This is a genomic window from Ruegeria sp. BF7 (assembly GCF_056538605.1).
In genome coordinates this window covers 61,521-85,060 of record NZ_JBQFTM010000012.1, presented here as the reverse complement: position 1 = coordinate 85,060, position 23,540 = coordinate 61,521, and the positions used below count along the sequence as shown (strand labels likewise).

The window sequence follows — 23,540 nt, the reverse complement described above, 5'->3', positions numbered from 1 at the left end:
GAGAGCTTAGTGAACTCGCTGTCGGGCCGATTTCTGATCCTGACGACGGTCTTCGTGATGTTGGCCGAGGTTCTGATCTTTGTGCCCTCGATTGCGCGTTTTCGCGAAGATTTCCTGCTGAACCGGCTTGAGCGCGCCCAGATCGCGTCATTGGCTCTGCTGGCCGATGACATGCTGGCCGATGATCTTGAAGCCGAACTGCTGGCCAATGCCGGGGTCTATAACGTAGTGCTGCGGCGGGATGAGGTACGGCAGTTGATGTTGTCTTCCCCGATTCCCGAGCCGATCACCAGAACCTACGACCTGCGCGATGCGGGGCCTTGGATATTGATTAGAGATGCCGTCACGCGTCTGTTCACGCCGGAAAATGAGGTCATTCGCGTGATCGGTGAGCCTGTCAAAGGGGCGGGGTTGCTGATCGAGGTCACCACAGACACCGAGCCCCTGCGCATGGCGATGACGGATTATGGGCTGCGTATCCTGGGCCTGTCATTTGTCATTTCGATCATCACCGCGTTTTTCCTGTTTCTGGCCGTTCGGGTTGTTCTGGTGAAGCCCATCAAGGGAGTTGTGGGCTATATGCAGCGCTATGCGGGTGCACCCGAGGACGCACGGGGAATTATCTCTCCCAATTCCAAAGTGACCGAACTGCGCGAGGCGGAAGAAGCCCTGCAACAGCTGCAGACCGAATTGACGCAGGCTTTGAAGCAACGTGAACGTCTCGCACAGCTGGGCGGAGCTGTGGCCAAGGTCAGCCACGATCTGCGCAACATCCTGACTTCGGCACAGCTTTTCACTGACCGGATCGAGGCCAGTGACGACCCGCTGGTGCGCCGTATGGCCCCGAAGTTGGTGAACTCGATCACCCGGGCCGTGTCCCTGTGCGAGAGTACGCTGGCCTTTGGCCGCGCCGAGGAACCTGCGCCGACCCTGACCATGGTGCCCCTGCGAGACGTGGCCGAGGATGTAGCCGCCAGCGAAAGACTGGCCGTGGCCAATGCCTGCGTCGAGATCGTCAACGAAGTGCCGGAGGATCTGATCGCCCGCGCAGACCCGGAACAGATGTTCCGCGTGATGATGAACCTTGTGCGCAATGCCCGTCAGGCGTTGGTGGCGTCGGGCAAGCCGGGCAAGATCACGATCGCAGGATGTGTTCACGAGAATGACTGGTGCGTCGAGATTAAGGATAACGGCCCGGGCTTGCCGCCCAAAGCGCGCGAGAATCTTTTCACGCCGTTTCAGGGCGGGGTGCGCAAAGGGGGGTCGGGCCTTGGTCTGGCAATCTCGCAAGAACTGGTGCGCGGACATGGTGGAGACCTTGTTCTGGCCGAGACCGGACCTGAGGGAACAACCTTTGAAATCCGCCTGCCGCAGGGTGACGTGACTTTTTAGAACATTTTTCAAGAATCGACTTGCACGTGCCCGGAGGTAGGTCTACATAGCGCCTCACCAACGCGGACCGATAGCTCAGCTGGATAGAGTACTTGACTACGAATCAAGGGGTCGGGGGTTCGAATCCTCCTCGGTCCGCCATTGGTATCCAACAAAATCAGTAACTTACGTGGTGCTTTGAGTGCCATTGGTTGTATAGTAACTCCATACTGTTCCCGATAGTGTGCCATGTCTTTTTTGATCAGGCGATTTTACGTGCGTTGAGCATTTGCCGTGCTTTATCAGCTACTTCCTTCTTGGCGAACTTGGCGTACTTCTGAGTCTGGACAATGGTTGCATGACCCAGAAGGTGAGAGACTTCTTCCAGCCTCATGCCGTTGTTCAGCATCCGCGTAGCATAAGTGTCCCGGCAGGAGTGGATCGTTGCCTTGCCTTGGGTAGCCAAAACACGGGGGCTTGAAGGGCAGCATTCGGTGATGGCTCGTCTTAGGTTCTTGATGGCCCTGTCCATGCTGACGAAAGGCTGGGGTTGGTTTTGCAGCGAGGACAACACCTCAAACAGGCGGTCAGAAATGGGAACAAAGACCTCTTTCTTGGTTTTGAAGTTGTAGTTGTCGATATAGCGCTCCCGCATGTCGATGGCTCCCCAATCGACCAGTGTCGCCTCTCGAAGGCGAACCCCTGTGTCAATCAGGTAAATGAATAGGTCGTGGGCCTTCGACCATGCCGAGGCGTCGGGGAATTCGGTCTGTTTGGCAATGCAGTAGTCAATGACCGTTCGTTCTTCTGCTTCTGACAGGGAGCGACATTTGACGAAGCCTTTAGGCAACACGAAGGTTATGTCGTGGTTGACCTTGTGCTTCTTCCGGCAGAGGTTCCATGCTCTCTTCATAAACCGAACTTCGATGTTGATGCTGTTCTGGCTAAATCCTTCGTCCAATCGGGCTTGAAGGTGATCTTCCAGATCGTCATCAGAAAGGTCGGACATGAACCTGCCTTGATCCAAAGTCCAGAAGCCTTGGAAGCGCTCTCGCAGCCCCAGCAACTTGTTCATGCTGTTCTGATAACTGTCATGGGTTGCCTTGGCCTTGTCTTTCACGCTGTCCACACAATGTTGAAACGCGTCACGAAGCGTGACCTCGGGTTTCTCTCCATGCTGACGTATGTCCATGATGCGATGGTATTCGGCCATCATGACGCGGTTGGCCCCGGCTTTGTCCCGACGTTTGGTTGAGCCTCTATACTCACGATGGTTCACTATGAATCTGTAGTAATAGAAGGTTGAATTGGGCCTTTTGTAGATTTGCATCGGATGATCTTTCTATTTGCGGCGTGATGCCTGCTGGTTGTTTCAGAAGAAGTATTTAGTAACTCCATACTTCCTGTTGGCAATACTCTTGTATCTTGTTTGATTCTGGTGGCATTCATCCTCGTCGCTAGTTTCGGATGGAGTGTTTAGTAACTCCATACATGATGGTCAAGCCGATTTGTTCGGCCACGTATATTGTTAGTCGGACAGGGTGTTCTCTAGTTGCCCTTTTCGCAGCAATGTCAGGAACTTGGTGACTTCACGGCGACTGCGATTTTCGAACAATGCACGATAGAGTTCTGGTTGGTACTCGTTCAGGCAGAGCAAAACCCACTCCGACTTGTCCATCTTCAGAACGTCAGCAATCGGCCCCCAAAGCGTCGCAGGGATGCTGATGTAGCCCAACTCCATTTGACTGACCATCGTGTAGTATTCAATGCCAAGTTCGTCAGCCATTGCTTTCTGGGTGAACCCTGCGGCGGTTCTTGCGTCTTTAAGGCGCTTTCCCAGATTGCTTTTGTTTTTCTCTTTTCGCTTTTCCGAGAGCATCTCAATTCTTCCATCTATTCTCGCAGTGTTATCGCAGAGAAGTTTTGTAAGTCCTAGTATGTATCTAACATATCCTGCTCGATTGTAGCCTGAACACGTCATAGGTGAGGCAATAGGTAAGGGCTGTGCGTCTACCAAGCTAACACTCCCTTAAGTTGTTGATTGGCCGGTATCCTCCGAACACAAACCCTGAGTTTGGTATTCACCGACAATTCGATAAACGGACCGCTCGGAAAGCCCCAGTAGTGCTGCGGTTTCCCTTTTGCTGTGACCTAGGGCCAAGTGGTCCAGCACCGCATTCTTTTTCATACGGGCCGTCGGCTTCCGGCCTTTATACTTGCCCTGTGCCTTGGCCTTGGCGATGCCTTCCCGTTGACGTTCCAGCATCATTTCCCGTTCAAATTGGGCAACAGACCCAAGAACATTGAGCATCAGCTTCCCCGTGGCATTGGAGGTGTCCAAGCCTAAGTTCAACACCCGAAGGCCGACATTCCTTGCTTCTAGGTCGTCCACAATCTCCCCGAGATGCTTCACAGACCGGGCTAGTCTGTCCAGTTTGGTCACAACCAGAACGTCACCTTCTCGGCAGAACTCCATAGCGGCGTTGAGGGACTCTCTGAGGGCCACAGAGCTTATCTGTTCCTCGTACACCTTCTCGCACCCAACGCCCCTCAGTGACTCTCTCTGGGCCTCTAGGGATGCTTTCTGTTCCAGTGTCGAGGTGCGAGCATATCCAATCATCATGCGATGGTCTCCTTGTCTGCCAATGATGTTTTAGAAGTTGGGGCGGGGTGTCCGCCAAAAGTCGAATTCGACTCCATTGACAGGCATTTCCGCCACGCTCTGAGGCTGACACATGGGCATGGTCTATCGGCTGGCGTTGAGGGCCTTACTGCGCTGGGCGTCGAGCATGATGCCCCGAGGTTTTTAAGAGATTTTCGAAGGGGGCGGGGCTTTGAAAACACGGCTTCAAAAAGCAGGGGGTTTAGAGAGTTGTTATTGTTGTTTGAATATCAACCATCTCGAGACACACCCACATTAAGAATAGCAGGAGGCAAAATTTCACCATGTGTACCCGAGGAGGTAGTCTAGGGACACCGGCTGGCACTTAGCTCTGCGAACCCAGTTCGCTGCAAACATTTAAAGAACCTCTGCAATTTTTTGGGCGGCGGCGTACAATTTTAGCGAGAATTTTGGGTTGTCAGACCGCTCGGCTTGGGTCATGTTCGACAGCACCGTTGAAGCCATTGATACAATTTACAAATTTAGGCCTTTAGATGATCCAACATTTCCAAAAGATTGAGAATCTTGGTGTCTTTTCCAACTATAAAAAACCCTCAGGTATAGAACCTTTCAAGCGGTTTAACTTGATCTATGGACTCAACGGCTCGGGTAAGACGACGCTTTCTCGGTTTTTTGCCGACTTGAACAAAGGTAAAGCGGAAGGATTCCCCGACCTCAAATACAAGGTCGTGACCGACAGATGGCAATTTTCAGCAGGGAACGGCCTATCCGCGAAAAATCAGAGTGTTCAACGCTGAGTATGTGGATGCGAATATTGGGCAACTCGAAGGCACGCTCAATCCAATCTACGTGATTGGTGAGGAGAATAAGACACTAGCTGAGACTGTTAGGGCTGACGAGGCTCGGCGTGACGATCTTATCGAAAAACTCGAAGAAGCAGAGTATGAAGCAACGTGGCTTGGAAGGAAAAAAGGTAAGCTGTTTACTGATGTTGCCCCCAAAATTACCGAAGCCGCTAATGGGGCAGTCATACGAACATACAACAAACGAAATGCTGAGAAAGCCTATGGTGACCTGACCTGTAGAAAGCAGCTGTCCGTGGACGAACTTGCCGCAGCTTCCGCCGCAATGAAGCAGCCTGCTATGGATAGTCTGACTGAATTTTCATCGCCCAAGATTCAGATCGGCCAAAGATGCCCACCGCTATTTGAGGCGGTTGAAATGCTGAGGAACCGCGTTCTAAAACTCGGACTCAAGAGTGCCACCTCCGCTGCAATAGAGCGACTGCAGACAAATCATGAATTGGCGGCTTGGATTGAGCGAGGGAGGGACCTCCACGCTCGAAAGGAAGATCGAACCTGCGAGTACTGTCTTCAAGAAGTCCCTAAAGAGCGTGAGGCAGCTTTGGCCGCCCACTTCAACAAATCGGACAGCCAACTCAAAGATGAGATTGAGAGTACAATTTCCGATGTTCGCGCACTTGCTGACGAAGTCGAGCGCATCCAAGGATTGAGTGAAAAAAACTTGTACCCTGAACTTCGTGATGAATTTTCCAAAGGCACAAAGGACCTTTCTGAAGAGCAAAAGGTTGTTTTGTTGAATCTAAAAACAATGGAGGAAGCGCTTCAGGAGAAGCTCACCCGACGTACCGAAAGTTACGATGTAGTAATTCCCGTACTGAACAGCTCGACCTGGGATGCAACGCTATCAACGCTTAACTCCCTGATCAGACGCCACAATGCTGAGACTAATGACTACCAGACGAGGTTGGTCAACAATTTTGCAAAGATCGAGACGCACTTTTTGTCTACCATCGAACAGGAAGTTGAAGACCTATCAAAGCTAAGCAAAGATTTAGAAAACAAGATCAAGATCTACAATGACGGCGATACAAAAAACAGTTTGCTTGGTATCAACGATTTGGAAGAGCGGATCAAAACTAACCGAGCAAAAATATCAAACTCGCACCAAGCAGCTGCTGACCTATCGAAGAAACTGGCCTCTTTCCTTGGCCGCGATGACTTGAAGTTTGAGCCAGAAGGAGAGGGATACCGAATTGTGCGCTATGGTCGCGCTGCAAAGAGGCTAAGTGAAGGTGAGAAAACAGCCATCACATTTCTGTATTTTGCGGTCGGATTGAAAGATCAAGATTTTGATATTAAAGAAGGAATTGTCGTAATTGATGATCCTATCTCAAGTCTGGACTCTAGCTCAGTGTATCAGGCTTTTTCATATCTGAAGAACGCAGTGAAGGATGCAAAACAGGTATTCCTACTGACGCATAACTTCGAGTTCTTAAAGCTACTTCTTAGTTGGCTTACCTACGGAAACCAAAAGGATAAATCCTACTGGATGCTGCATTGTACGCAAACCAGCCCCGATGCAAGAGAAAGCGAGCTAAAGCCATTGGACAGCATTCTGGTGGAGCATCCCAACGAGTATATTTATCTCTTCAAATCATTAACTGAATTTGTTTCGGATGGAACGATTGCTCAATCTTATCCAATTCCGAATATAGCGAGGAAAGTACTCGAAACATTTTTGGACCAACATTCCACAGGCAAATCATTTTTCAAGAAGTTGACGAATCTTAATTATGACGAGCAGATTAAATCTTCATTGTACAAATACACCAATGACCTGTCGCATCCGACTTTATCTGGACTGGACCCGGCATTGGTTGGAGAGACTCAGACAAACATTAAACACCTGCTAAAGATGATCGAGACCGTGGCACCAGTTCACTATAATGCTCTAGTGAGCGCGACAACTTGAACAAGGCCGCTTTGAACAGCATCACGACGTGTTACGCCTGCCCCATAAGAAGCAAAGTCGGAAGCGAGATACGGCTTTGTCAGTTTATTTGCACGTAGCTGCCATTACCGGCAATCGGTACTGCAAGTGTAGCAAACGGCGATTCAGTGGCCTGCCGTAACTCCGTTAGGCGCAGTAATTAACTTTGCAAACGCCACGAGAGTTCTTAGTAGCAACTTCGTTGTCCTGCTTACGCTTCCTAGTAATGCCTAAGATACTTCTTATAGAACATTGTATGGGATGACTTGTTAGCAGAGGGGGATGGCACCCCCCCCAATAAGGTAGCCACCTACAGACCTTATGCCGCCCACCGCTATTATCAGCAGCTGAAAAGTTACACGAAGCAGGCGATTTTGGTTTGGAACTGGAAAGGCTAAAAGAAACAATCAAAGCGCAGACCAAGTTGACGCCCTCCTTCGCAAGAAGCTGGACTCGAATGACGTCATACAGCCCACCGGGTATGTCGAATAATACAAGAAAGTAAGCTCGGCAGAGCCCGGCTGTTTGCTGACCGTCTTGGCTTAGGTGGATAGTTTTCCAATCGGTGGGGCATTAAGAAACGAACCGAAGATTTGAAGGAAACACTGTCACCAGATCAAACGCGCCATTGATCGACGAATTCATGAACACTCAAAGGACAGCGCCCAATTTCTCAGCCAATCGTTATTGTGACTATGTATTGATCATATTGCTCGTTCTAAGGCCTTGATTGAAAAAATATAATTTGAGAAGCTTGGCATATGTATAGTGAAAAAGGGCCGGAGACGCCCGAAACACCAGTTGTTATTTTGATTCATGGGATTCGGACGGCTGCACGCTGGCAGTCTAGAGTGGCAGCGATGATTACTGAGGCGTTAGACTACAAAGTGTTGCCAATCAAATACGGTTACTTTGATGTGATACGTTTTTTGCTTCCAATGAAACTGCTTCGTGCAAATCCAATCAACGTTCTTCAGAATCAAATTCGATCAGTCATTAGTAACTACCCAAATCGCAAGATAATAGTATTTGCACACAGCTTTGGCACGTTCGCCATCACCGAAGTGTTGAAAAAGAACCCAGACATCATGATTGACCGCCTTATAATGTGTGGTTCGGTCGTCCCGGCAAATTTCGATTGGGCTCGAGTTTCAAAGCAAGTCCGATCGGCAGAAAGCCGCATCGGAATTTTGAATGAATGCGGGACGAAAGATGTTTGGCCTGTGTTGGCGCAGTCATTAACTTGGGGGTACGGTGCCACAGGAACCTTCGGATTCGGCGATGTTCATGTAACAGACCGGTTCCACGACATACGTCACAGTGATTATTTCGATACAGTTTTCATAGAAACTAATTGGATTCCATACCTTAGAACTTCTGAAATACCATTTAGCGAGGCGGATAGAGATGAGAAGCCAGTTTCTCTGCTGTTCAATTTAGCTAGGTTTCCGATCAAGTATTTTATTGCAATACTTGTTGCCATCGCTCTGCTTGGAATGACGAGTTATTGGATGCCCATCAGGGATAACCAAATTAACCATGTGCTTGAAAACATCTCGAGCGACATTGAATCCGAACAGTATTTGTCAGCTAAGGCCCATCTTTCAGTACTCGACGATATACTGGCAATTTCTGACCAACCCGAACGGGAAAAAGCACTATATTGGCTTGCGAAAAAAATTCCCATCATTGGCCGGGAAGTCAGCATCGATATGGAGAGTAAGAGGTCTCTTAATATCGAAGTGCTTGAACTAGTTAAGAAATATAAATCCAACCCGCTTAGAGATTATTTTTCCGAAAGTGATTTATCGGGAATTGATTTGGCGGGGATGGATTTTTCAAAATTACAACTTTACACCTTAAACTTTGCGGGTTCGTTTTTGGTGAATTCATACTTTGAGGACTCTAAACTTTCGAGCTTAAATTTCGAAGATACGAGATTGCGTTACGCTACATTTCACGGTGCGACATTCGAAAATGTTGACTTAAGGGAATCTGATTGGTTCAACGCTTTGGGTATCGATCCGAATGAATTCTCTGAAAATGAACTTCGAAAATTGACAAAGTGTCCGAGCGATATTTCAAAATTCAAATCATTTCATGATGAAATTTATTATATCAAGTTCGAACAATTAGATGAAGATCTGCAGTCGTTGTTGCTGGACAATTGGACCGAGATAAGTAAAAAAGGCGGTATTTGTCAGCGGATACCCTTATGATCATTTGTGCGAGCTTTTTCCGGCTGCGAGTTGCTTGTTACATGGTGAACAATTGGCCGGACGCACTGTGGGTAGCTGCCACAACAATGCCGCTTTCTATAGCTGCCTTCAATTGGGGAATGAATCCAAATCGTTCCTGATACGCATCCTTCAGCAACGTTAATGCCAACTCGTGATCCCGTTGTCTAACGATCAGACTGTCATGAACCGGAAGAGACGGTATGTCGTGCAACTCATACGGCCCCTCAGCGCTCCAGTTTTGCCGCCATCGTCCAAGGCTTGCCTAAGCCGCCAACGGGGGTGAAAATTCATTCAGCCTTCGCATGTAATCAGGGATAGTTCTCAGGTGTCTCTTCAGGTCTCCTAGTTCGATTGGAACACGTACCAGCGGTGCTTCCTTGGTCTCGATCACTCCGGGCATAGGGTTGCTATTATAATATATGGTGACGACGTTTTGGTGATCCCGATGGTTAGCAGGCTTAACTGAAACTTCGCTTGCGTCGATTGGTACCTCACCCGTCGCCGGTTCTGGTATATTGTCTCGAATGACTTCCAGCACACCTGCCCCCCAGAATTTTCTGCAGTAGGCATTTACTGCTTGAGTGATGTTCCGGAATGATCCTGAGCGTCGGTGGTACGGCCACGGACAATCCTCAACTGTAGCGTACAAAAGCAACTGGTTGGTCAGGACTTCTCTGATCTTTTGATTACCACTTCTAGCCTCATCGATAAGGCTCTTTACAAAACCCAGCCTCTCAGCGGGCTTCATTGTGTACATTGTTTCCGCTAGGCGCTTGGCGAACTCAAACAGTTCCATGTTCGTTCTGCGCTTGGTGGGGCTGGACTTGGCATTTGCCGGGGTCTTCTTCCGGTCTTTCCGTTGGTAAGCTCCTTTACGGCAGTTGGGTTGGCAGTACTTTTGATTGCGGCGTCGGGGCTGGAACTCTATGCCGCAATTTGGGCAGTTCCGGGCTTTGGGTAGGGTCATTTTCTTTTGCGGACTGGTTTTTTTGTAGGGTGTCGTTCTATCGGAGACGAAGAGGGGTGTGCCTGAAAGTGTGCCTGCTACATGTTGTGTGTTTCCACTCTTCGTCTTCAGGATTTTCCTGTAAGCTGTTGAAGAGTTAGGGTAAGGAATCACAAGTATAGTCAGTACATACCGGATTCATTGAACTACGAATCAAGGGGTCGGGGGTTCGAATCCTCCTCGGTCCGCCACTGGTTTCATATAAAACGCCAGAGATGTTTGACCTTTCCGTCACAACATTGACCCAATTTCCTATTGTACCCAACTAGGCATGGGCCGGTCGCTTCGCGTTGGCAGCTCACACGGCGCTGAGATTTGTGTGATTGCGCGACGCGACAACAATACCCGGGCCCTGTACTCTACCAATCTGGAAAACGTGTCGTGAAATAGCTGGGGAGCCGGACTGCAAACAGCCGTTTCAGCGTCGATCTTAAGACAACGCCCAATGTTGTTTTCGCGGGGCTTCCATCCTCTGGAGAATAGCCAATCGCTTGTCGTGTTTCGGTGATATCCCAACGCATGCCTGGGTTATCAGACATTAGGTTCAGGGCTGCGAAGGAAATGTCCTTGGCATCTATTGCGGCGCGCATTCCGCTTAGAAAGTCCCGATCACTCAACCACATTTCCTGACCCCACCGGCCCATCGCCATGTGTGTGCCGGGTTGGTTGTCGTGAGTCCATTGTGTCCAGCCGATGCGCAAGCAGATGACCGACAGTCCGTGATGCTCAGCGAAATATGCCCCTGTCCGTTCACAGAATAGCTTTGACATGCCGTAGGCGTTTACTGGCCCTGGTGGTGTCGTGCTGTTGAGCACCTCATGCGTGAACCTTTTGTCGCCGTGAACCCAGTTGGAGCTGGCAAGAACCACTCGGCTGACGCCCATGGCTGCCGCATGGTGATAGAGAGAAAGCGTTGCATCCATATTGTGTTTGATCGCGGAGGCCCAGGTGGCGGAGGGCTCTCGGTCACCAGCTAGATGCACGATAACGTCCACGCCCTTAAGCAAACTGACCCAACTGCTGTCGTCGGACAGGTCTGCGGTGTGAATGTCGGGATGATCAACGGGGCGAATGTCGATGCCAGAAACGGTGTAGTCGGGGTCGCTTTCTAGCGCGTCAAAAAGTTTGCGGCCGAGATGCCCACCAGCGCCTGTAATCAGGACATGCATGACAGGAACTCCTTGTTGTTCGCGAGTCCCAATGGCATTTGAGATGCATCTTCCTCCGCCAAGACGCGGAACGTCTGCCGAAAATTCAGCGTTTCATTCGGTGCGAGATTGCGTGCCGGGGAGTGCCACTCCGCTTCGCAATAGGCGTAATCGCCCGAATTAAAGACCTCAATCGGATAGTCGTGTGCAAATTGATCGCCCTGTTGAGGTTCTGGTACTGAACACATCAGCAGAAGGCCATCAGCGCCGCACCGCGCCACTGTACGTCCGTTTGGGTTCGGTAGCCCGACCTTGAATTCCTGCTGTCTGTTGAAATCCACGACAATGCCTTTGCCGTGCGTAGCTATCATCCCTTCGGAAGAGCCAAAAACAGGATAAAATGCAGGGTCTTCCAATTCGACACCGACCTTGGTGGGGGTGTTAAGCATCATGACTGACCAAATGCCGGTCAGGCGCGAGGAGGTCCCATGGTTGACCACGATGTGTTCTATATCCCAGCTCTCCTCGCAGGTTAGTGTGATGCGGCGCGATACTGACAAGTGCGAGGTCGGGCATACTGCGCTGGTCATGTCGATATGCGTGCTGCTTCTTGAAGTGATCTGGTAAGAGCCGCTGTCCAACACGGGAAACGGAGCGCCGTTTACCCAGGAAGTATCTGGGGCGATCCAAGTCTTCTCGCCGCCCCAGAGCGGAAAACCAAATTGTGGAGAGCGTGTGGGCAGATCAGCAAGCCGTATGTCATCGACATCCAATCCGATGAGATCTGCGTTTTGAAATAAGAGGGAGCGACCTTGAAAGTTTATATCCCATAAGCGGCCCCCGATGCCGGGCAGGAGTGTCAGCTGCAGATCGTTTTGCTGCAGGTGAAGAACGCTCCATCTGTCCGACATGTACCCCCTCCTATCGGTTTCCCGGCGCGATAGAATGCACCGGGACAATCCCTTAGGTGTGCTTGAACTGGACGACGTTTTCGGCAGTGATCGGCATAACCCCGGTTTCAACGCGCTCCGGCAAAGGATTGATGCCAGCCGCCTTCCAATCGGGCAAGACCTTCAGCGCGTCAGTGTTCTGCCAATGCATCATGTGGAAGGCGAGAAAGATCTCCAGATAGGATTTCTGAGCCACAGCGCCGTGAATTGTGCCGTCTTCGATATAGGGAAGCATATCATCATTTCGGTCCATCGCGACGATCTTGATGTCCTTGCGTCCCGCCTCGTTGACGGCAATTGCAGCGCCTTTGCCGCTATCGCCGTCCGTGCCGCCAATGCCAACAATATCCGGGTTCGCCTGAATGGCCTGAAGATAGGCTGTCGGCGCATAGGACGGGTCGGCCTTATCGTTGACAACGTCGACCACTTCGATATCAGGGTATTTCTCGGCAAAGATCTGTTTGTACCCTTCGACCCGCTCCAATGTGGAGGGGGCAGGGAAAGTGCCGAGGATAACCTTGCCTTTCCCGCCAATCGCTTGCGCGAGCATTTCGCCGCCGACACGTCCTGCCTGAACGCCGTTGATACCAAGGAAAGTGGACCGGGGGCTGTCGGGAATATCGCCAATACAACATGTGACAGGAATACCGGCCTCAACCGCACGCTCGACACCGGGGGCCAGAGTGGCCGGATCACCGGGGAAGATAAGGATGCCTGCGGGACGTCTAGCGATCAGTTCATCCAATTGGCGTGCTTGTGCGGCCGTGTCGAAATCCAACGGACCGGTGAATGTGGCCTTGATGCCCATCAGTTCCTCAAGGTCTTCCATCGCATTTCGATAGTCCACCCAGAACGGCACCTGCGTGACGATGGACAGGAACACATACTCCTTGCCGGCCGCTTGCGCCATGGCTTCTTTGGACAGCATGGGCAATCCGAACGCTGCGGCCAATCCAGCGGTGGTGCCCGCTGTCAGCAGCCTGCGCCGATTCACGTTCAATTCAGTCATCGTAGTCTCCCTGTTTTGGATCTTTGGTTGTTGTTGAGTTTTGGAAAGCTTCGGGATTAGCCCCGTTTGCTTCGGATCAGCATGTCCAAGGCGACCGCTGTAACGAGCACACCGCCGATGACGATCATCTGCCAGTAGATCGATACCGCCAGCATCGTCATGGTGTTGTTGATCAACGCGACGAAAACGACGCCGAGGAAAGCACCAAGAATAGTACCTTCGCCGCCGCGTAGGGATGCGCCACCGATGACTGCCGCGGCCAGAACCTGAAGTTCGATGCCGTTGCCTGCTGTGGGCGTACCGCTCATCAGGCGCGAGGCCAGCAAAACTCCGGCCAAAGCAGCCAGAATACCGGTCAGTGCGTACAGAATGATACGCACGCGTGTGACATGGATGCCTGACAACATCGCGGCCTTTTCATTGGCGCCGATGAAGTAGACCTGACGGAAAAAGCGTGTATGGCGGACGGCCAGGTCGAACAGGACGACGAGCAGAATGGTGAACAAGACGATGACCGGAAAGCCGCCTATGTCAGCCTTACCGATCCAGGCAAATGATGCTGGCAGGCTTGAGACAGAAAAACCTTCGGTCAGGACAAGAGCGATGCCTCGCGCGATCGACATCGTGCCGAGGGTCGCGATGAGCGGATTGATCCCGAGGCCGGTCACCAGCAAACCGTTCACTACACCGACAATTCCACCCAGCACTAACCCGCATACCACAGCGAGCGGAATTGGCATGCCAGTCAAAAGCAACATGGCTACGACGGTAGAAGACAAAGCCATTACCGATCCAACGGAAAGATCGAACCCACCGGATGCAAGTAGGATCGCCATACCGATCACGATGATCGCGGTGGGGGCCATGCCCACGGCCACGGCTCGAAAGTTTGAGAAGCTGAGGAAGTAGGGATTAACGTTGGACATTACGATGATGATTGCGGCGATCAGAACGATCAGCGTCAGTTCACGAATGTCGACAAAGGCTTGTAGGACACGGCGCAGCAGCGGACGCTTCATGGGCAAGTTGGCTTGAGCGGTCATGGTCACGTCGCGACTCCTGATTGATTGGTTTGGGGTGCGTCCACAATTGGAACGGAATTTCCGGCGGCCATTTGAAGAAGCGTGGTTTCGGTTGCCTCAGCGGCTGCGATGTCTCCCATGAGGCGACCGTCGTGGACGACAAGGATGCGGGTCGAGAGAGAGACAAGTTCGGGAAAATCGGATGACACGACGAGGATGGCCATTCCCTCGGCTGCTCGACGCAAAAGTTCCGTGTGAATTTGGAATTTGGCTCCGACATCGACCCCTTTTGTGGGCTCCTCAATGATCAGAAGAGCTGGCGCGCGTTTGAGCCACTTGGCCAACATAATCTTTTGCTGATTGCCCCCTGAGAGATCACCAACAAGTTCGTTAATCCCGCTGGTTTTGACACTGAAGGCGTCAATGGCTGTTTGGCTGGCTGCTTTGATCGAGCCCGAAAGCATGAACCCAACAGACGCATGATCGGAAAGACTGGCCGCGATCAGGTTGTCGCTGAGTGATTGTTCCAGAAAGAGGCCTTCAGTCTTGCGTTCTTCGGGAACAAACCCGACCCCAGCACGCATCGCTTGCCGCAAGGACGCAAAGTTAACAGGCGTGCCGTGAAGTCTGATCTCCCCGGTCGCGCCACGCATCAGCCCGACAATCGACCGAACAATCTCGCTGCGGCGAGCGCCCATCAACCCTGCCATCCCTACAATCTCTCCGGCTTTAATGGAGAAAGAAATGTCTTCGAATTCACCTGGATGGGTTAATTCTTGGACATGCAAAACCTCTTCGCCGTTAACCTTACCTGACCGCGTGACATCACCGGGGTGAGCGCCGCCGATCATCTCGGCAACGACTTGTTCCTGAGAAGTTTCCGAAACCGGTAAAGTGCTGATGTGGCGCCCATCTCGCAAAACAGTAATGCGATCCGAGATCTGGAAAATCTCGGCCATATGGTGGCTGACATAGACGATGCCAATCCCTTTTTTTGTCAGGGACTTTAGGACTTCGAATAATGCGTCTACTTCGTCGGGTGCCAATGCCGATGTCGGTTCATCCAGCAAAAGGACGCGGGAATTCAACGACAGAGCCTTGGCGATTTCAACAATCTGGCGGGAGCTGATCGGCAAGTTTTCCACGGGTGTTGAGACGTCGATATCCAGACCGAATTCCGCCAGCAACGCCTCCGCTCGGCGGCGCAGTTCGGGCCAATCAACTACGCCGAACCGGGTGGGTACGCGGCCCGCGTAGATGTTTTCCGCAACAGAGAGAGCGCCAGCGAGGCTGAGCTCTTGGAAAACACAGCCGATGCCCAGGGATTGCGCATGCGACGGGCTTTCGACCCGCTGTTCCTTGCCGTCGCACAGGATACGCCCAGCTGAAGGTTGGTGAAGCCCATAAAACAGGCCGAGACAGGTGGATTTTCCGGCGCCGTTTTCACCACAAAGCGCGTGAACTTCGCCGGGCCTCAATTCAAAGTCGACACCGTCCAACACAATGTTCGTCCCGAAGCTTTTGCCAACCCGATCCAGCTGGATCAGTGGCTGTGGCCCCGGTGAGTCAGGCTTCATTATTGGCGTCATACAAGTCTCCTCCTGCCTTTTGATTGGCATCTGATATCTCAGATGTCAACTGAAAAAGAAAAGACCGTGAGGTGCCCAAAAGGAAGGGGCGGCGCCGTTTTGGCCCGCCCCCGTCACAACGAAGCTACGTTTCTGCTAGGATGCGGTCGCTCCTTCGAGGACGATGGCGGCGCTCTTGTAGGCTTGTCTGGTGCGGTCAATATGCGCTGTGAGAAGAGATTTGATTTTGGCCATGTCGCCTTCGCGAACGGCAATAGCGATTTTCGAATGCTCGTCGAAGGAGAGCTCAGTATGCTGTGGCAGCTTCGCCAAATGGGTTCGCAATGCGGCAATCTTACCGATGTAGCGTGTATAGCTGGCCGTCAGATAATCGTTACCGGCATGTTCAAAAATCAACTGATGAAATGCGGTATCCAGTGAAAGGTAGCCCTTTTCATTACCTCGCCTGCGTTCCTTCTCCATGTCCTTCACGACACGCTGCATGTCGTCGGCAAGACCTTCCGGGTTCCGCAACAACGCAAGTTCAAAGGCGGCAGTTTCGATAGCCTGTCTGAAATCGCAGATCTGAGTCACTTCCGGCTCAGACAGCGAAAACACGCGTGCACCTTTTTGAGGCTCGATACTGACTAACCCTTCGTCACGTAATTGAGCGAGTGCTTCGCGGACTGGCGATTTCGATACGCCCAGCTCTTCGGAGATTTTTCGCTCCGACAAAACCTGACCCATTTTCAGGGAGCCATCGATAATACTATTCCGCAAATGTTCCAGTGCGAGTTCACGCAAAGACTTGGGTCTCTCAAGCGCCATCTGAGGATATCTCCAAAAAAAGGTGTTGCCAGATGTAAGATATCTGATACACCAGATTAGGCAAGCTGGTATATCAGATATCAGAAAGTGCTGAGGAGATCAAAAGTGCACGTAGAGTTGGTCGTCGATTGCAAGAACCAGCACGGGGAAGGGATTTTCTGGAATCCCGCCGATGGTCTTGTCTGGTGGACCGACATTGAAGGCTGTGCGCTTTGGTCATTTGATCCTGCAACCTCAGAAACCGCATCTCATGAGATGCCGGAGCGCGTGTGTTGCTTTGCGCCGCGCGCGTCTGGCGGTCTGATCGTTGCTTATGCGGATCGAGTTGTCTTGTTCGATTCACCCAAGAGCGAGGAAACCCTCGTGACGCGATTTGAGCCGAACAACCCGGAGACACGGCTGAACGATGGGCGAACCGATCGCCAGGGGCGACTGATTGTTGGAGGCATGAACGAAGTTTCAGGTAAGGCCGATTCGTCAGTCATCTGTGTCGATACGGATTTGAGCGTACAAACGATCATAGAAGAGGTGTCTTGCGCCAATTCGACTTGCTTCACGCCGGACGGTGCCACGATGTTCTTTGCCGATACCCCGGATCGCGAAATCGTGGCGTTCGACTACGATGCTGACAGTGGAGCCGTTTCGAACCGTCGGCAGCACGTTTCTTTCAAGGATGAACCTGGCTTGCCCGATGGGTCCTGCGTCGATGCCGAAGGCGGTGTTTGGAACGCCGAATGGGAAGGCCATCGCGTTATTCGCGTCGCACCCGACGGCACGATAGATCGCGTGATCGAGGTGCCGGTCTGGAAGCCTACCTGTTGCGCTTTCGGTGGCCCTGATCTCGATACGCTCTTCATCACGACCTCAAGGCTGATGAGTGACGGAGCAGCTTTAACAAAAGAACCGGAATCCGGCGGCCTCTTTGCTGTGAAACCCGGCGTTCGTGGCGTGATCGACGCGCCATTCAACGGATAACCAACGAATTTCTGGAGGAGAAAACAATGTTGAAAACGCTCATGACCACGACGCTTGCCGCGGGGTTCGCCACGCTGGCAACGGTCGCTCTGGCGGAAAACTACCCGGCACCGGTTCCACTTGAGGACGGGGCACAGGCGCCAATCGATGCGATTGAACCCAAGAACGAAACGTTCCGGATCGCGTATATGCCGCCCGCGACCGAGTTCAACTACTACATCGCCATCGGTGAAGGCATCAAAGCGGTTGCTGCTGAGGCCGGGGTCGAAGTCTTTATGCTTGCGCCCCAGTCCGGCGCGGACATCAACGGCCAAATGGGTATGATCCAGGATGTGCTGACGCAGGATGTGGATGCGATCATCTTTGGTACACACGATGAATTTGCAGCCGCACCACTGCTTAAGCAGGCCGTCGACAAGGGCATGGCAGTTCTGATGATCAACTCGGACATCCCGAACTTCCCGACACCAATTCATGGCGTTGTCGGGTACTCTCAGCGCAACGGTACACATGCTATCGCTGATTGGGCCATTGAGACTTATGGTGATCAACCGTTGAAAGTAGGCATCATCGAAGGGCAGCCTGGCTATCACTCGACCGAGCGGGTGGGCGGCTTCCTCGACGGTATCGAGGGCAACGAAAACTTCGACGTTGTGGTGTCTATTGACGGTAAATGGAACGTTGAAGGCGGCAACACAGCTGGCATGGATATCCTGCAGTCGAACCCCGATCTCGACATGATCTTTGCGGCGAACGACTACATGATCATCGGGGCATCTTTTGCGGCGAAAGCGCTTGGCCGCAGTGACATCGTCCTTTTGGGCAATGATGGCGACACGTCCGGCCTTGAAGAAATCGCGGCTGGCAACATCACGGCAACCGTCAACACCTCACCTTTCTTGATGGGTAAGGCGGCCATGCACGCAACCATCGATGCACTCAACGGGTCCTATCCCGGCGGCTGGATCGAAACGCCCACATCAATTGAAGACAAAGACGGTGCGATCAGCGTGCTGCAAGAGCCAGAAAAGCTCTTCCCGCAGCCGTCCAAAGAGTACTGAGCTTTCTCCCCGCTTCCCGGTGGCGCGTGCGCGTGCTGCCGGGGTGCAACTCAACCGAGTTTCGCTTTTATCGAGGCAATCGCAATGACACCCGCAACGCCACTTTGGGAGTTTGTCGATATCACCAAGGCCTATCCCGGGGTTTTGGCGAATGACAAGGTTTGCATCCGGCTTATGCCCGGTTCCATTCATGGGCTACTGGGAGAAAATGGCTGTGGCAAGTCGACCATGATCAAGACACTGTCCGGCGTGCAGCAACCCGATAGCGGTCAAATCCTGCACAATGGCAAGCCGGTCACGATCAGCGACCCGCAAGCGGCACGTGAATTGGGTGTCGCAACAGTTTTTCAGGAATTCTCGATCGTGCCCACCTTGTCGGTTGGCGAAAACATCTTCCTTGGCAATATGCCTCGGTCCCGCTTTGGTGTGATCGACTGGGCCAAGGTCCACGACGAGGCCGCTCGGGTCTTGGCGGAAATGGATGTCGATGTTTTACCCGAAACCATCACCGGCTCGCTATCAGTAGGCGAGCAACAACTGGTCGAGATCGCGAAAGCCGTCGCGATGGACGCCCGCATGATCATCCTGGATGAGCCGACGGCGGCATTGGGTGAAGATGAAATTGAGCGCCTGCACCAGTTACTGCGCAATATGCGTGAGCGCGGCACCGCTATTCTTTATGTGTCGCACAGGCTGGATGAGGTTGAACGGATCGTTGATGAAGTGACGATCTTGCGCAACGGCTGCGTTGTGCGAGCAAGTGGCGAGACCAAGATCAACGTCTCTGAGATAGTCAGCGCCATGGTCGGTGAGGACATTGGTGAGCATTATCCCAAGGAGCAGAACGCGACCAAGGATATCGTGCTAGAGGCGGCGGGTCTGGCCACCAATTCGGGCGTGAAAGATGTATCGTTTTCGTTGCACCGGGGTGAAGTTCTGGGCTTGGGTGGCGTATTGGGCAGTGGCCGCACAGAGATTGCCCGCGCCCTATTCGGGACAGACGAGCTAACCGCCGGGCAGATATCACTGAACGGCAAACCGGTTCGCTTTCGCCGGGAAATTGATGCGATCCGTGCGGGTTTGGCTCTTGTTCCAGAGAACCGAAAGTTTGACGGGTTGTTCTTCAATTTCCGCGCAAGCGGGAACGTCACCGCAGCGTCCCTTGGCGGGCTAAGCCGGTTCGGTGTCTTGAATCTCAAGGCGGAAGAGCAAGCCACCCATGACCTGATCCGCGATCTGGAAATCTCGACCCAGGCCGAGGAAAAGACGGTCAACTTCTTGTCTGGTGGTAATCAGCAGAAGATCGTGATTGCACGTTGGCTGTTCTCAGCCTCTAACATCCTGATCCTTGATGAACCGACGCAAGGGATCGATATCGGCGCTAAGATCGCTGTTTACAAGCTGATTAACAGGCTCACGCGGGTGGGAAAATCGATCATTCTGATCAGTTCAGACCATGATGAGTTGCTTGCGATGAGCGATCGGATTGCCGTCGTGCAGCACGGAACGATAGTGCGCACGGTCGATGCATCCGACCTTACTCATGACGACCTTGTGCGCGCGTCCGCCGACACTCCTCAATCCAAGCCTAAGGAGGCTTTCGCATGAAGCGGATCTTTGACACCCAGTTGATCGGACCATTTGCAGCAATGGTGATCGTCGCACTGATCGTGGCACTTACGACGGAACGCTTCCTGAACCCGGGTAACCTTTCAAACCTGTCCCTACAGGTAAGTATCGTGGCCTTGATCGCAATCGGGTCTACTATCGTGATCTTCGCTGCGGGCATCGATCTGAGTTCCGGGTCTATGGTGGCTTTGCTGACCATGATCCTTGCGCAGATGTTGAAATTTATTGGCATTCCACTGGTTCTGGCGTTGCCACTCATTCTTCTCATGGGCGGATTGCTTGGTCTGTTCATTGGGCTGATAACAGCTTACGGGCGTATCCCGTCTTTCATCACAACATTGGCGGCGTTGATTGCCTTCAGGGGCCTTGCGCTGACCTTCAACAATGGGTCTCCGATCTTCTCGCTGGATCCGGCGCTGGAGCCAATCTTTTACGGCAAGCTGTTCGGCGTTCCGATGCCTTTCTTCTACCTCGTGTTCTTCTACGTCCTTGCCGCGTTCACTATGAACTTCACGAAACTCGGCCGTGAGATCTATGCCGTGGGTGGTAACCCAGCCGCTGCCGTTCTGACGGGTATTAACGTACGTAAAGTTCAGACGACGACATTTGTCATCGCGGGTTTTATGACTGCGGTTGGTGCGATCCTGATGTCAGCGCGCCTCAACTCTGGTTCGCCCAACTATGGCCAGACGCTAGAACTGCAGGCCATTGCCGCTGCTGTTGTCGGCGGAGCCAGCCTTGCAGGCGGACGCGGCAACATCCTCGCCACGCTGATGGGGGCGATGACAATCGTTATCGTCCAGAATGGTTTGAACCTAAACGCTGCGCCATCTTCGGTTCAGAACATCGTGTTGGGCCTGATCATTCTGTTGGCCGTTGGCATAGACATGTGGCGCGCGGAAATTTCGGGCTTGATGGGTCGAATGTTCGGCCGCCCTTCATCGCAGCAGTCATCTAACGTTAAGAAGGAGGCCTGAGATGGATCTGGGGCTCAAAAATCAGCTGGTCCTGGTGACTGGTTCAGGTTCCGGCATCGGCAAAGCCACTGCCCGGGTCTATCTGGAAGAAGGCGCGCGGGTCATCGTGCATGGCCTGACCGAGGCGGAAGTGTCCGACTGCGTCGACGACCTGTCATCTCTGGGCAAGGTCGAAGGCATTGCGGCCGACTTAACCAAAACCACAGATGCGGAAACTCTGGCAGAGTTTGCCCGCGCGCGCGGTGCGGTGGACGTTCTGGTGAACAATGTTGGCATCTTTTCGGTCAAACCGTTCGAGGATCTCACGGATGACGACTGGATGCATTACTTCAACATCAATGTCCTGTCCGCCGTTCGGATGAGCCGGATTTTCCTGCCTGACATGCTTGGCCAGGATAAGGGATCTATCATCAACATGGCCAGCGAAGCGGCAGTGAAACCACTACCTCAGATGGTGCATTATTCTGTCACTAAAACTGCCATGTTAGGTCTGACACGTGGCATGGCAGAATTGACAAAGGGGACAAAAGTCCGGGTTAACTCGATCCTGCCTGGTCCAACCTGGACCGAAGGTGTCGAAGCCTATTTTGACGGCCTCGCCGATCAAAAGGGTGAGCCGCTCGACACGATCGTCGACAATTACTTCAAATCAGATGAGCCCACATCGCTCATACAACGCTTTGTCCAACCAGACGAAGTCGCCCGCATGATCGTCACGATCTCTGCAAGCACAGCCTCCAATGGTTCTGCGCATCGGATCGAAGGCGGCATCGTTCGCAATATTCTTTAACTTCTAACTGGAGGAGCCTGCTATGGCCGCTCTCACTTTCTCTCACATCGGCATCACAGTTCCCGACCTGGAAAAAGCCGTGGAGTTTTATTCCAAGGCATTCGGCCTGTACGTGCTGATGGAACCAACTGAAATCCTGCATGACGAAAGCGCCATCGGTCAGATGTGCGACGATGTGTTTGGGGAAGGTTGGGGAAGCTTCCGTATCGCGCACTTGTCAATGGGCGACGGTGTTGGCATCGAATTGTTTGAGTTCCCGAAGACCGTCGAAGAAGAACGACCGTTTGAATATTGGCGGCGTGGCTTGTTTCATTTCTGCGTACAGGACGAGGATCTGGAAGGCCGCATCAAGGTTATCGAAGACCTGGGCGGGCGCCAGCGCATGAGCCAAGTGCGCAAGTATTACCCAAGCGAAAAGCCTTATCGCATGGTCTATATGGAAGACCCGTTTGGCAACATTTTCGAGCTCTATAGCCACTCGTACGAATTGACCTATTCGGCGGGTGCCTATGACTGATCGCGCCGCCTTTCCCCCCAGAACGGACAAACCCAAGGTCGTGATAACCGATTACGACTTTGGTGATGTTGCCGTTGAGACGGAAATCCTGGAAGCCGCAGGAGCCGAGGTGATTGCGCTTCAGGCCAAGCGCCAGGAAGACCTGTTCGATGTCGCGCCGCATTGCGCAGCGATGATGAACCAATATGCACGGATCGGAAAAGAAACGATTACGCGGATGCGGAACTGCGAGGTCATCGCGCGTTATGGCGTAGGCGTAGATATCGTGGATGTTGGTACGGCAACGGAAAAAGGCATCCTCGTTACCAACGTGCAAAACTATTGCACTGAGGAAGTCGCCGATCACGCGATTGCCCTTTGGCTGACCCTGGCGCGCAAGTTGCCCGACTATGATCGGGCCACTCATGCAGGGGTCTGGAAGTGGCAAAGCGGGCAGCCGGTCTATCGGTTGCGCGGGCGGACGATGGGTGTCGTCTCGCTGGGTAAAATCGGGCAAGCCATCGTCGCGCGGGCGCAATCTTTCGGAGTTACGGTCATCGCTTACGACCCGTATTTGCCAAGAGAAGTCGCCGCGAAGATTGGGGTCGAGCTGGTGAGCAAGCCTGAATTGCTGGCAAGGTCCGACTATATCCTGATGCAGGCGCCGATGACGCCGAACACGCATCACTTTTTGTCGGATGCCGAATTTTCGGTCATGAAACCCGGTGCGATACTCGTGAACACTGGACGCGGACCAACGGTCGACAATAAAGCCCTGTTCCGGGCGCTGACCGAAGGCCATCTGGCCGCTGCAGGGCTCGACGACCCCGAAGAAGAGCCGGCAAAGCGCGCCAACTGGGCGCCTGATGACAACCCGTTGTTCACACTGCCCAACGTCCTCGTAACACCACATGCGGCCTACTATTCCGAGGAATCCATACACGCAGCGCGGGTCACCGCGGCCACTCAGGTGGCCAAGGTCCTGACAGGGCAAAACCCCGACTATACCGTCAATGCCGACGCATTGGCCGTATCTACCGCATAACAGGAGACT

At 52.7% G+C, this 23,540-nt stretch carries 21 protein-coding genes and 1 tRNA gene; 12 read left to right on the top strand and 10 right to left on the bottom strand.

Features of this window, described 5'->3' with window-relative positions; translation table 11 throughout:
* Nucleotides 1–9: 9 nt before the first annotated feature.
* Entirely contained in the window at nucleotides 10–1,392 is a 1,383-nt protein-coding gene (locus tag ACR0IK_RS18950) for an ATP-binding protein (RefSeq protein WP_480642762.1), read from the top strand.
* A gap of 64 nt (nucleotides 1,393–1,456) precedes the next feature.
* Nucleotides 1,457–1,533 (top strand) — tRNA-Arg (locus ACR0IK_RS18945).
* A gap of 100 nt (nucleotides 1,534–1,633) precedes the next feature.
* Here ACR0IK_RS18945 and ACR0IK_RS18940 read toward each other — a convergent pair.
* The 3 genes from ACR0IK_RS18940 to ACR0IK_RS18930 all read right to left on the bottom strand — a co-directional run bounded on the left by ACR0IK_RS18940 (nucleotide 1,634) and on the right by ACR0IK_RS18930 (nucleotide 3,994).
* Nucleotides 1,634–2,587, bottom strand: coding sequence for a tyrosine-type recombinase/integrase (locus ACR0IK_RS18940; RefSeq protein ID WP_480642761.1), 954 nt, complete (start codon nucleotides 2,585–2,587; stop codon nucleotides 1,634–1,636).
* Between the two features lie 312 nt (nucleotides 2,588–2,899).
* Nucleotides 2,900–3,157: a hypothetical protein gene (locus ACR0IK_RS18935; RefSeq protein WP_170787592.1), complete on the bottom strand. Its 258-nt coding sequence runs from the start codon at nucleotides 3,155–3,157 to the stop codon at nucleotides 2,900–2,902.
* Between the two features lie 243 nt (nucleotides 3,158–3,400).
* Nucleotides 3,401–3,994, bottom strand: a complete 594-nt coding sequence (locus tag ACR0IK_RS18930) for a recombinase family protein (protein ID WP_480642759.1) — start codon at nucleotides 3,992–3,994, stop codon at nucleotides 3,401–3,403.
* A gap of 533 nt (nucleotides 3,995–4,527) precedes the next feature.
* Here ACR0IK_RS18930 and ACR0IK_RS18925 point away from each other — a divergent pair.
* The 3 genes from ACR0IK_RS18925 to ACR0IK_RS18915 all read left to right on the top strand — a co-directional run bounded on the left by ACR0IK_RS18925 (nucleotide 4,528) and on the right by ACR0IK_RS18915 (nucleotide 9,006).
* Entirely contained in the window at nucleotides 4,528–4,791 is a 264-nt protein-coding gene (locus ACR0IK_RS18925) for an AAA family ATPase (protein WP_480642757.1), read from the top strand.
* Nucleotides 4,778–6,769 (top strand): AAA family ATPase, encoded by a 1,992-nt coding sequence (locus ACR0IK_RS18920; RefSeq protein ID WP_480642755.1) that lies wholly within the window; start codon nucleotides 4,778–4,780, stop codon nucleotides 6,767–6,769. Before ACR0IK_RS18925 ends, ACR0IK_RS18920 begins: the two co-directional genes overlap by 14 nt.
* Nucleotides 6,770–7,548: 779 nt before the next feature.
* On the top strand, nucleotides 7,549–9,006 hold the full coding sequence (locus ACR0IK_RS18915) for a pentapeptide repeat-containing protein (protein ID WP_480642754.1): 1,458 nt from the start codon (nucleotides 7,549–7,551) through the stop codon (nucleotides 9,004–9,006).
* Between the two features lie 283 nt (nucleotides 9,007–9,289).
* Here ACR0IK_RS18915 and ACR0IK_RS18910 read toward each other — a convergent pair whose 3' ends face one another.
* The 7 genes from ACR0IK_RS18910 to ACR0IK_RS18880 form a co-directional block, all read right to left on the bottom strand.
* Entirely contained in the window at nucleotides 9,290–9,823 is a 534-nt protein-coding gene (locus tag ACR0IK_RS18910; RefSeq protein WP_480642753.1) for a hypothetical protein, read from the bottom strand.
* 569 nt (nucleotides 9,824–10,392) lie between these two features.
* On the bottom strand, nucleotides 10,393–11,202 hold the full coding sequence (locus ACR0IK_RS18905; protein WP_480642752.1) for an NAD-dependent epimerase/dehydratase family protein: 810 nt from the start codon (nucleotides 11,200–11,202) through the stop codon (nucleotides 10,393–10,395).
* On the bottom strand, nucleotides 11,190–12,092 hold the full coding sequence (locus ACR0IK_RS18900; RefSeq protein ID WP_480642751.1) for a hypothetical protein: 903 nt from the start codon (nucleotides 12,090–12,092) through the stop codon (nucleotides 11,190–11,192). The genes ACR0IK_RS18905 and ACR0IK_RS18900 overlap by 13 nt, the downstream gene beginning before the upstream one ends.
* A gap of 52 nt (nucleotides 12,093–12,144) precedes the next feature.
* Nucleotides 12,145–13,140: a substrate-binding domain-containing protein gene (locus ACR0IK_RS18895; protein WP_010437236.1), complete on the bottom strand. Its 996-nt coding sequence runs from the start codon at nucleotides 13,138–13,140 to the stop codon at nucleotides 12,145–12,147.
* A 56-nt stretch (nucleotides 13,141–13,196) separates the two neighbouring features.
* Complete coding sequence (locus tag ACR0IK_RS18890; protein WP_174818509.1) at nucleotides 13,197–14,183, bottom strand: ABC transporter permease; 987 nt, start codon at nucleotides 14,181–14,183, stop codon at nucleotides 13,197–13,199.
* Nucleotides 14,184–14,185: 2 nt separating this feature from the next.
* The gene (locus tag ACR0IK_RS18885) at nucleotides 14,186–15,739 is read right to left on the bottom strand and encodes a sugar ABC transporter ATP-binding protein (RefSeq protein ID WP_480642802.1); all 1,554 of its coding nucleotides are present in this window, start codon (nucleotides 15,737–15,739) and stop codon (nucleotides 14,186–14,188) included.
* A gap of 147 nt (nucleotides 15,740–15,886) precedes the next feature.
* Nucleotides 15,887–16,558: a GntR family transcriptional regulator gene (locus ACR0IK_RS18880; protein ID WP_480642750.1), complete on the bottom strand. Its 672-nt coding sequence runs from the start codon at nucleotides 16,556–16,558 to the stop codon at nucleotides 15,887–15,889.
* Nucleotides 16,559–16,663: 105 nt separating this feature from the next.
* On the opposite strand from ACR0IK_RS18880, the gene ACR0IK_RS18875 reads away from it, so the two are divergent.
* The 7 genes from ACR0IK_RS18875 (at nucleotide 16,664) to ACR0IK_RS18845 (ending at nucleotide 23,531) form a co-directional block, all read left to right on the top strand.
* Nucleotides 16,664–17,533, top strand: coding sequence for an SMP-30/gluconolactonase/LRE family protein (locus ACR0IK_RS18875; protein WP_480642749.1), 870 nt, complete (start codon nucleotides 16,664–16,666; stop codon nucleotides 17,531–17,533).
* Nucleotides 17,534–17,559: 26 nt separating this feature from the next.
* A complete protein-coding gene (locus ACR0IK_RS18870) occupies nucleotides 17,560–18,594 on the top strand; it encodes a sugar ABC transporter substrate-binding protein (protein ID WP_480562651.1) in 1,035 nt (344 codons plus the stop codon).
* Between the two features lie 84 nt (nucleotides 18,595–18,678).
* Complete coding sequence (locus ACR0IK_RS18865; RefSeq protein ID WP_480642748.1) at nucleotides 18,679–20,202, top strand: sugar ABC transporter ATP-binding protein; 1,524 nt, start codon at nucleotides 18,679–18,681, stop codon at nucleotides 20,200–20,202.
* Nucleotides 20,199–21,200: an ABC transporter permease gene (locus ACR0IK_RS18860; RefSeq protein ID WP_480642747.1), complete on the top strand. Its 1,002-nt coding sequence runs from the start codon at nucleotides 20,199–20,201 to the stop codon at nucleotides 21,198–21,200. The genes ACR0IK_RS18865 and ACR0IK_RS18860 overlap by 4 nt, the downstream gene beginning before the upstream one ends.
* Nucleotide 21,201: 1 nt before the next feature.
* Nucleotides 21,202–21,990 carry an SDR family NAD(P)-dependent oxidoreductase gene (locus ACR0IK_RS18855; protein ID WP_480642746.1) on the top strand — a complete coding sequence of 263 codons (789 nt, stop codon included), beginning with the start codon at nucleotides 21,202–21,204 and terminating at the stop codon, nucleotides 21,988–21,990.
* Between the two features lie 22 nt (nucleotides 21,991–22,012).
* Nucleotides 22,013–22,507 (top strand): lactoylglutathione lyase family protein, encoded by a 495-nt coding sequence (locus ACR0IK_RS18850; protein ID WP_480642745.1) that lies wholly within the window; start codon nucleotides 22,013–22,015, stop codon nucleotides 22,505–22,507.
* Nucleotides 22,500–23,531 carry a C-terminal binding protein gene (locus ACR0IK_RS18845; protein WP_480642744.1) on the top strand — a complete coding sequence of 344 codons (1,032 nt, stop codon included), beginning with the start codon at nucleotides 22,500–22,502 and terminating at the stop codon, nucleotides 23,529–23,531. The genes ACR0IK_RS18850 and ACR0IK_RS18845 overlap by 8 nt, the downstream gene beginning before the upstream one ends.
* The last annotated feature ends 9 nt before the right edge of the window (nucleotides 23,532–23,540 follow it).

Bases quoted from the DNA above. Each gene is read 5' to 3' on its own strand.
- ACR0IK_RS18850 (WP_480642745.1), top strand. From the start codon at position 22,013: ATGGCCGCTCTCACTTTCTCTCACATCGGCATCACAGTTCCCGACCTG.
- ACR0IK_RS18860 (WP_480642747.1), top strand. From the start codon at position 20,199: ATGAAGCGGATCTTTGACACCCAGTTGATCGGACCATTTGCAGCAATG.
- ACR0IK_RS18910 (WP_480642753.1), bottom strand. From the start codon at position 9,823: ATGGAACTGTTTGAGTTCGCCAAGCGCCTAGCGGAAACAATGTACACA.
- ACR0IK_RS18880 (WP_480642750.1), bottom strand. From the start codon at position 16,558: ATGGCGCTTGAGAGACCCAAGTCTTTGCGTGAACTCGCACTGGAACAT.
- ACR0IK_RS18870 (WP_480562651.1), top strand. From the start codon at position 17,560: ATGTTGAAAACGCTCATGACCACGACGCTTGCCGCGGGGTTCGCCACG.
- ACR0IK_RS18915 (WP_480642754.1), top strand. From the start codon at position 7,549: ATGTATAGTGAAAAAGGGCCGGAGACGCCCGAAACACCAGTTGTTATT.
- ACR0IK_RS18935 (WP_170787592.1), bottom strand. From the start codon at position 3,157: ATGGCTGACGAACTTGGCATTGAATACTACACGATGGTCAGTCAAATG.
- ACR0IK_RS18845 (WP_480642744.1), top strand. From the start codon at position 22,500: ATGACTGATCGCGCCGCCTTTCCCCCCAGAACGGACAAACCCAAGGTC.
- ACR0IK_RS18925 (WP_480642757.1), top strand. From the start codon at position 4,528: ATGATCCAACATTTCCAAAAGATTGAGAATCTTGGTGTCTTTTCCAAC.
- ACR0IK_RS18890 (WP_174818509.1), bottom strand. From the start codon at position 14,183: ATGACCGCTCAAGCCAACTTGCCCATGAAGCGTCCGCTGCTGCGCCGT.
- ACR0IK_RS18930 (WP_480642759.1), bottom strand. From the start codon at position 3,994: ATGATGATTGGATATGCTCGCACCTCGACACTGGAACAGAAAGCATCC.
- ACR0IK_RS18855 (WP_480642746.1), top strand. From the start codon at position 21,202: ATGGATCTGGGGCTCAAAAATCAGCTGGTCCTGGTGACTGGTTCAGGT.
- ACR0IK_RS18900 (WP_480642751.1), bottom strand. From the start codon at position 12,092: ATGTCGGACAGATGGAGCGTTCTTCACCTGCAGCAAAACGATCTGCAG.
- ACR0IK_RS18905 (WP_480642752.1), bottom strand. From the start codon at position 11,202: ATGCATGTCCTGATTACAGGCGCTGGTGGGCATCTCGGCCGCAAACTT.
- ACR0IK_RS18865 (WP_480642748.1), top strand. From the start codon at position 18,679: ATGACACCCGCAACGCCACTTTGGGAGTTTGTCGATATCACCAAGGCC.
- ACR0IK_RS18895 (WP_010437236.1), bottom strand. From the start codon at position 13,140: ATGACTGAATTGAACGTGAATCGGCGCAGGCTGCTGACAGCGGGCACC.
- ACR0IK_RS18885 (WP_480642802.1), bottom strand. From the start codon at position 15,739: ATGAAGCCTGACTCACCGGGGCCACAGCCACTGATCCAGCTGGATCGG.
- ACR0IK_RS18940 (WP_480642761.1), bottom strand. From the start codon at position 2,587: ATGATGGCCGAATACCATCGCATCATGGACATACGTCAGCATGGAGAG.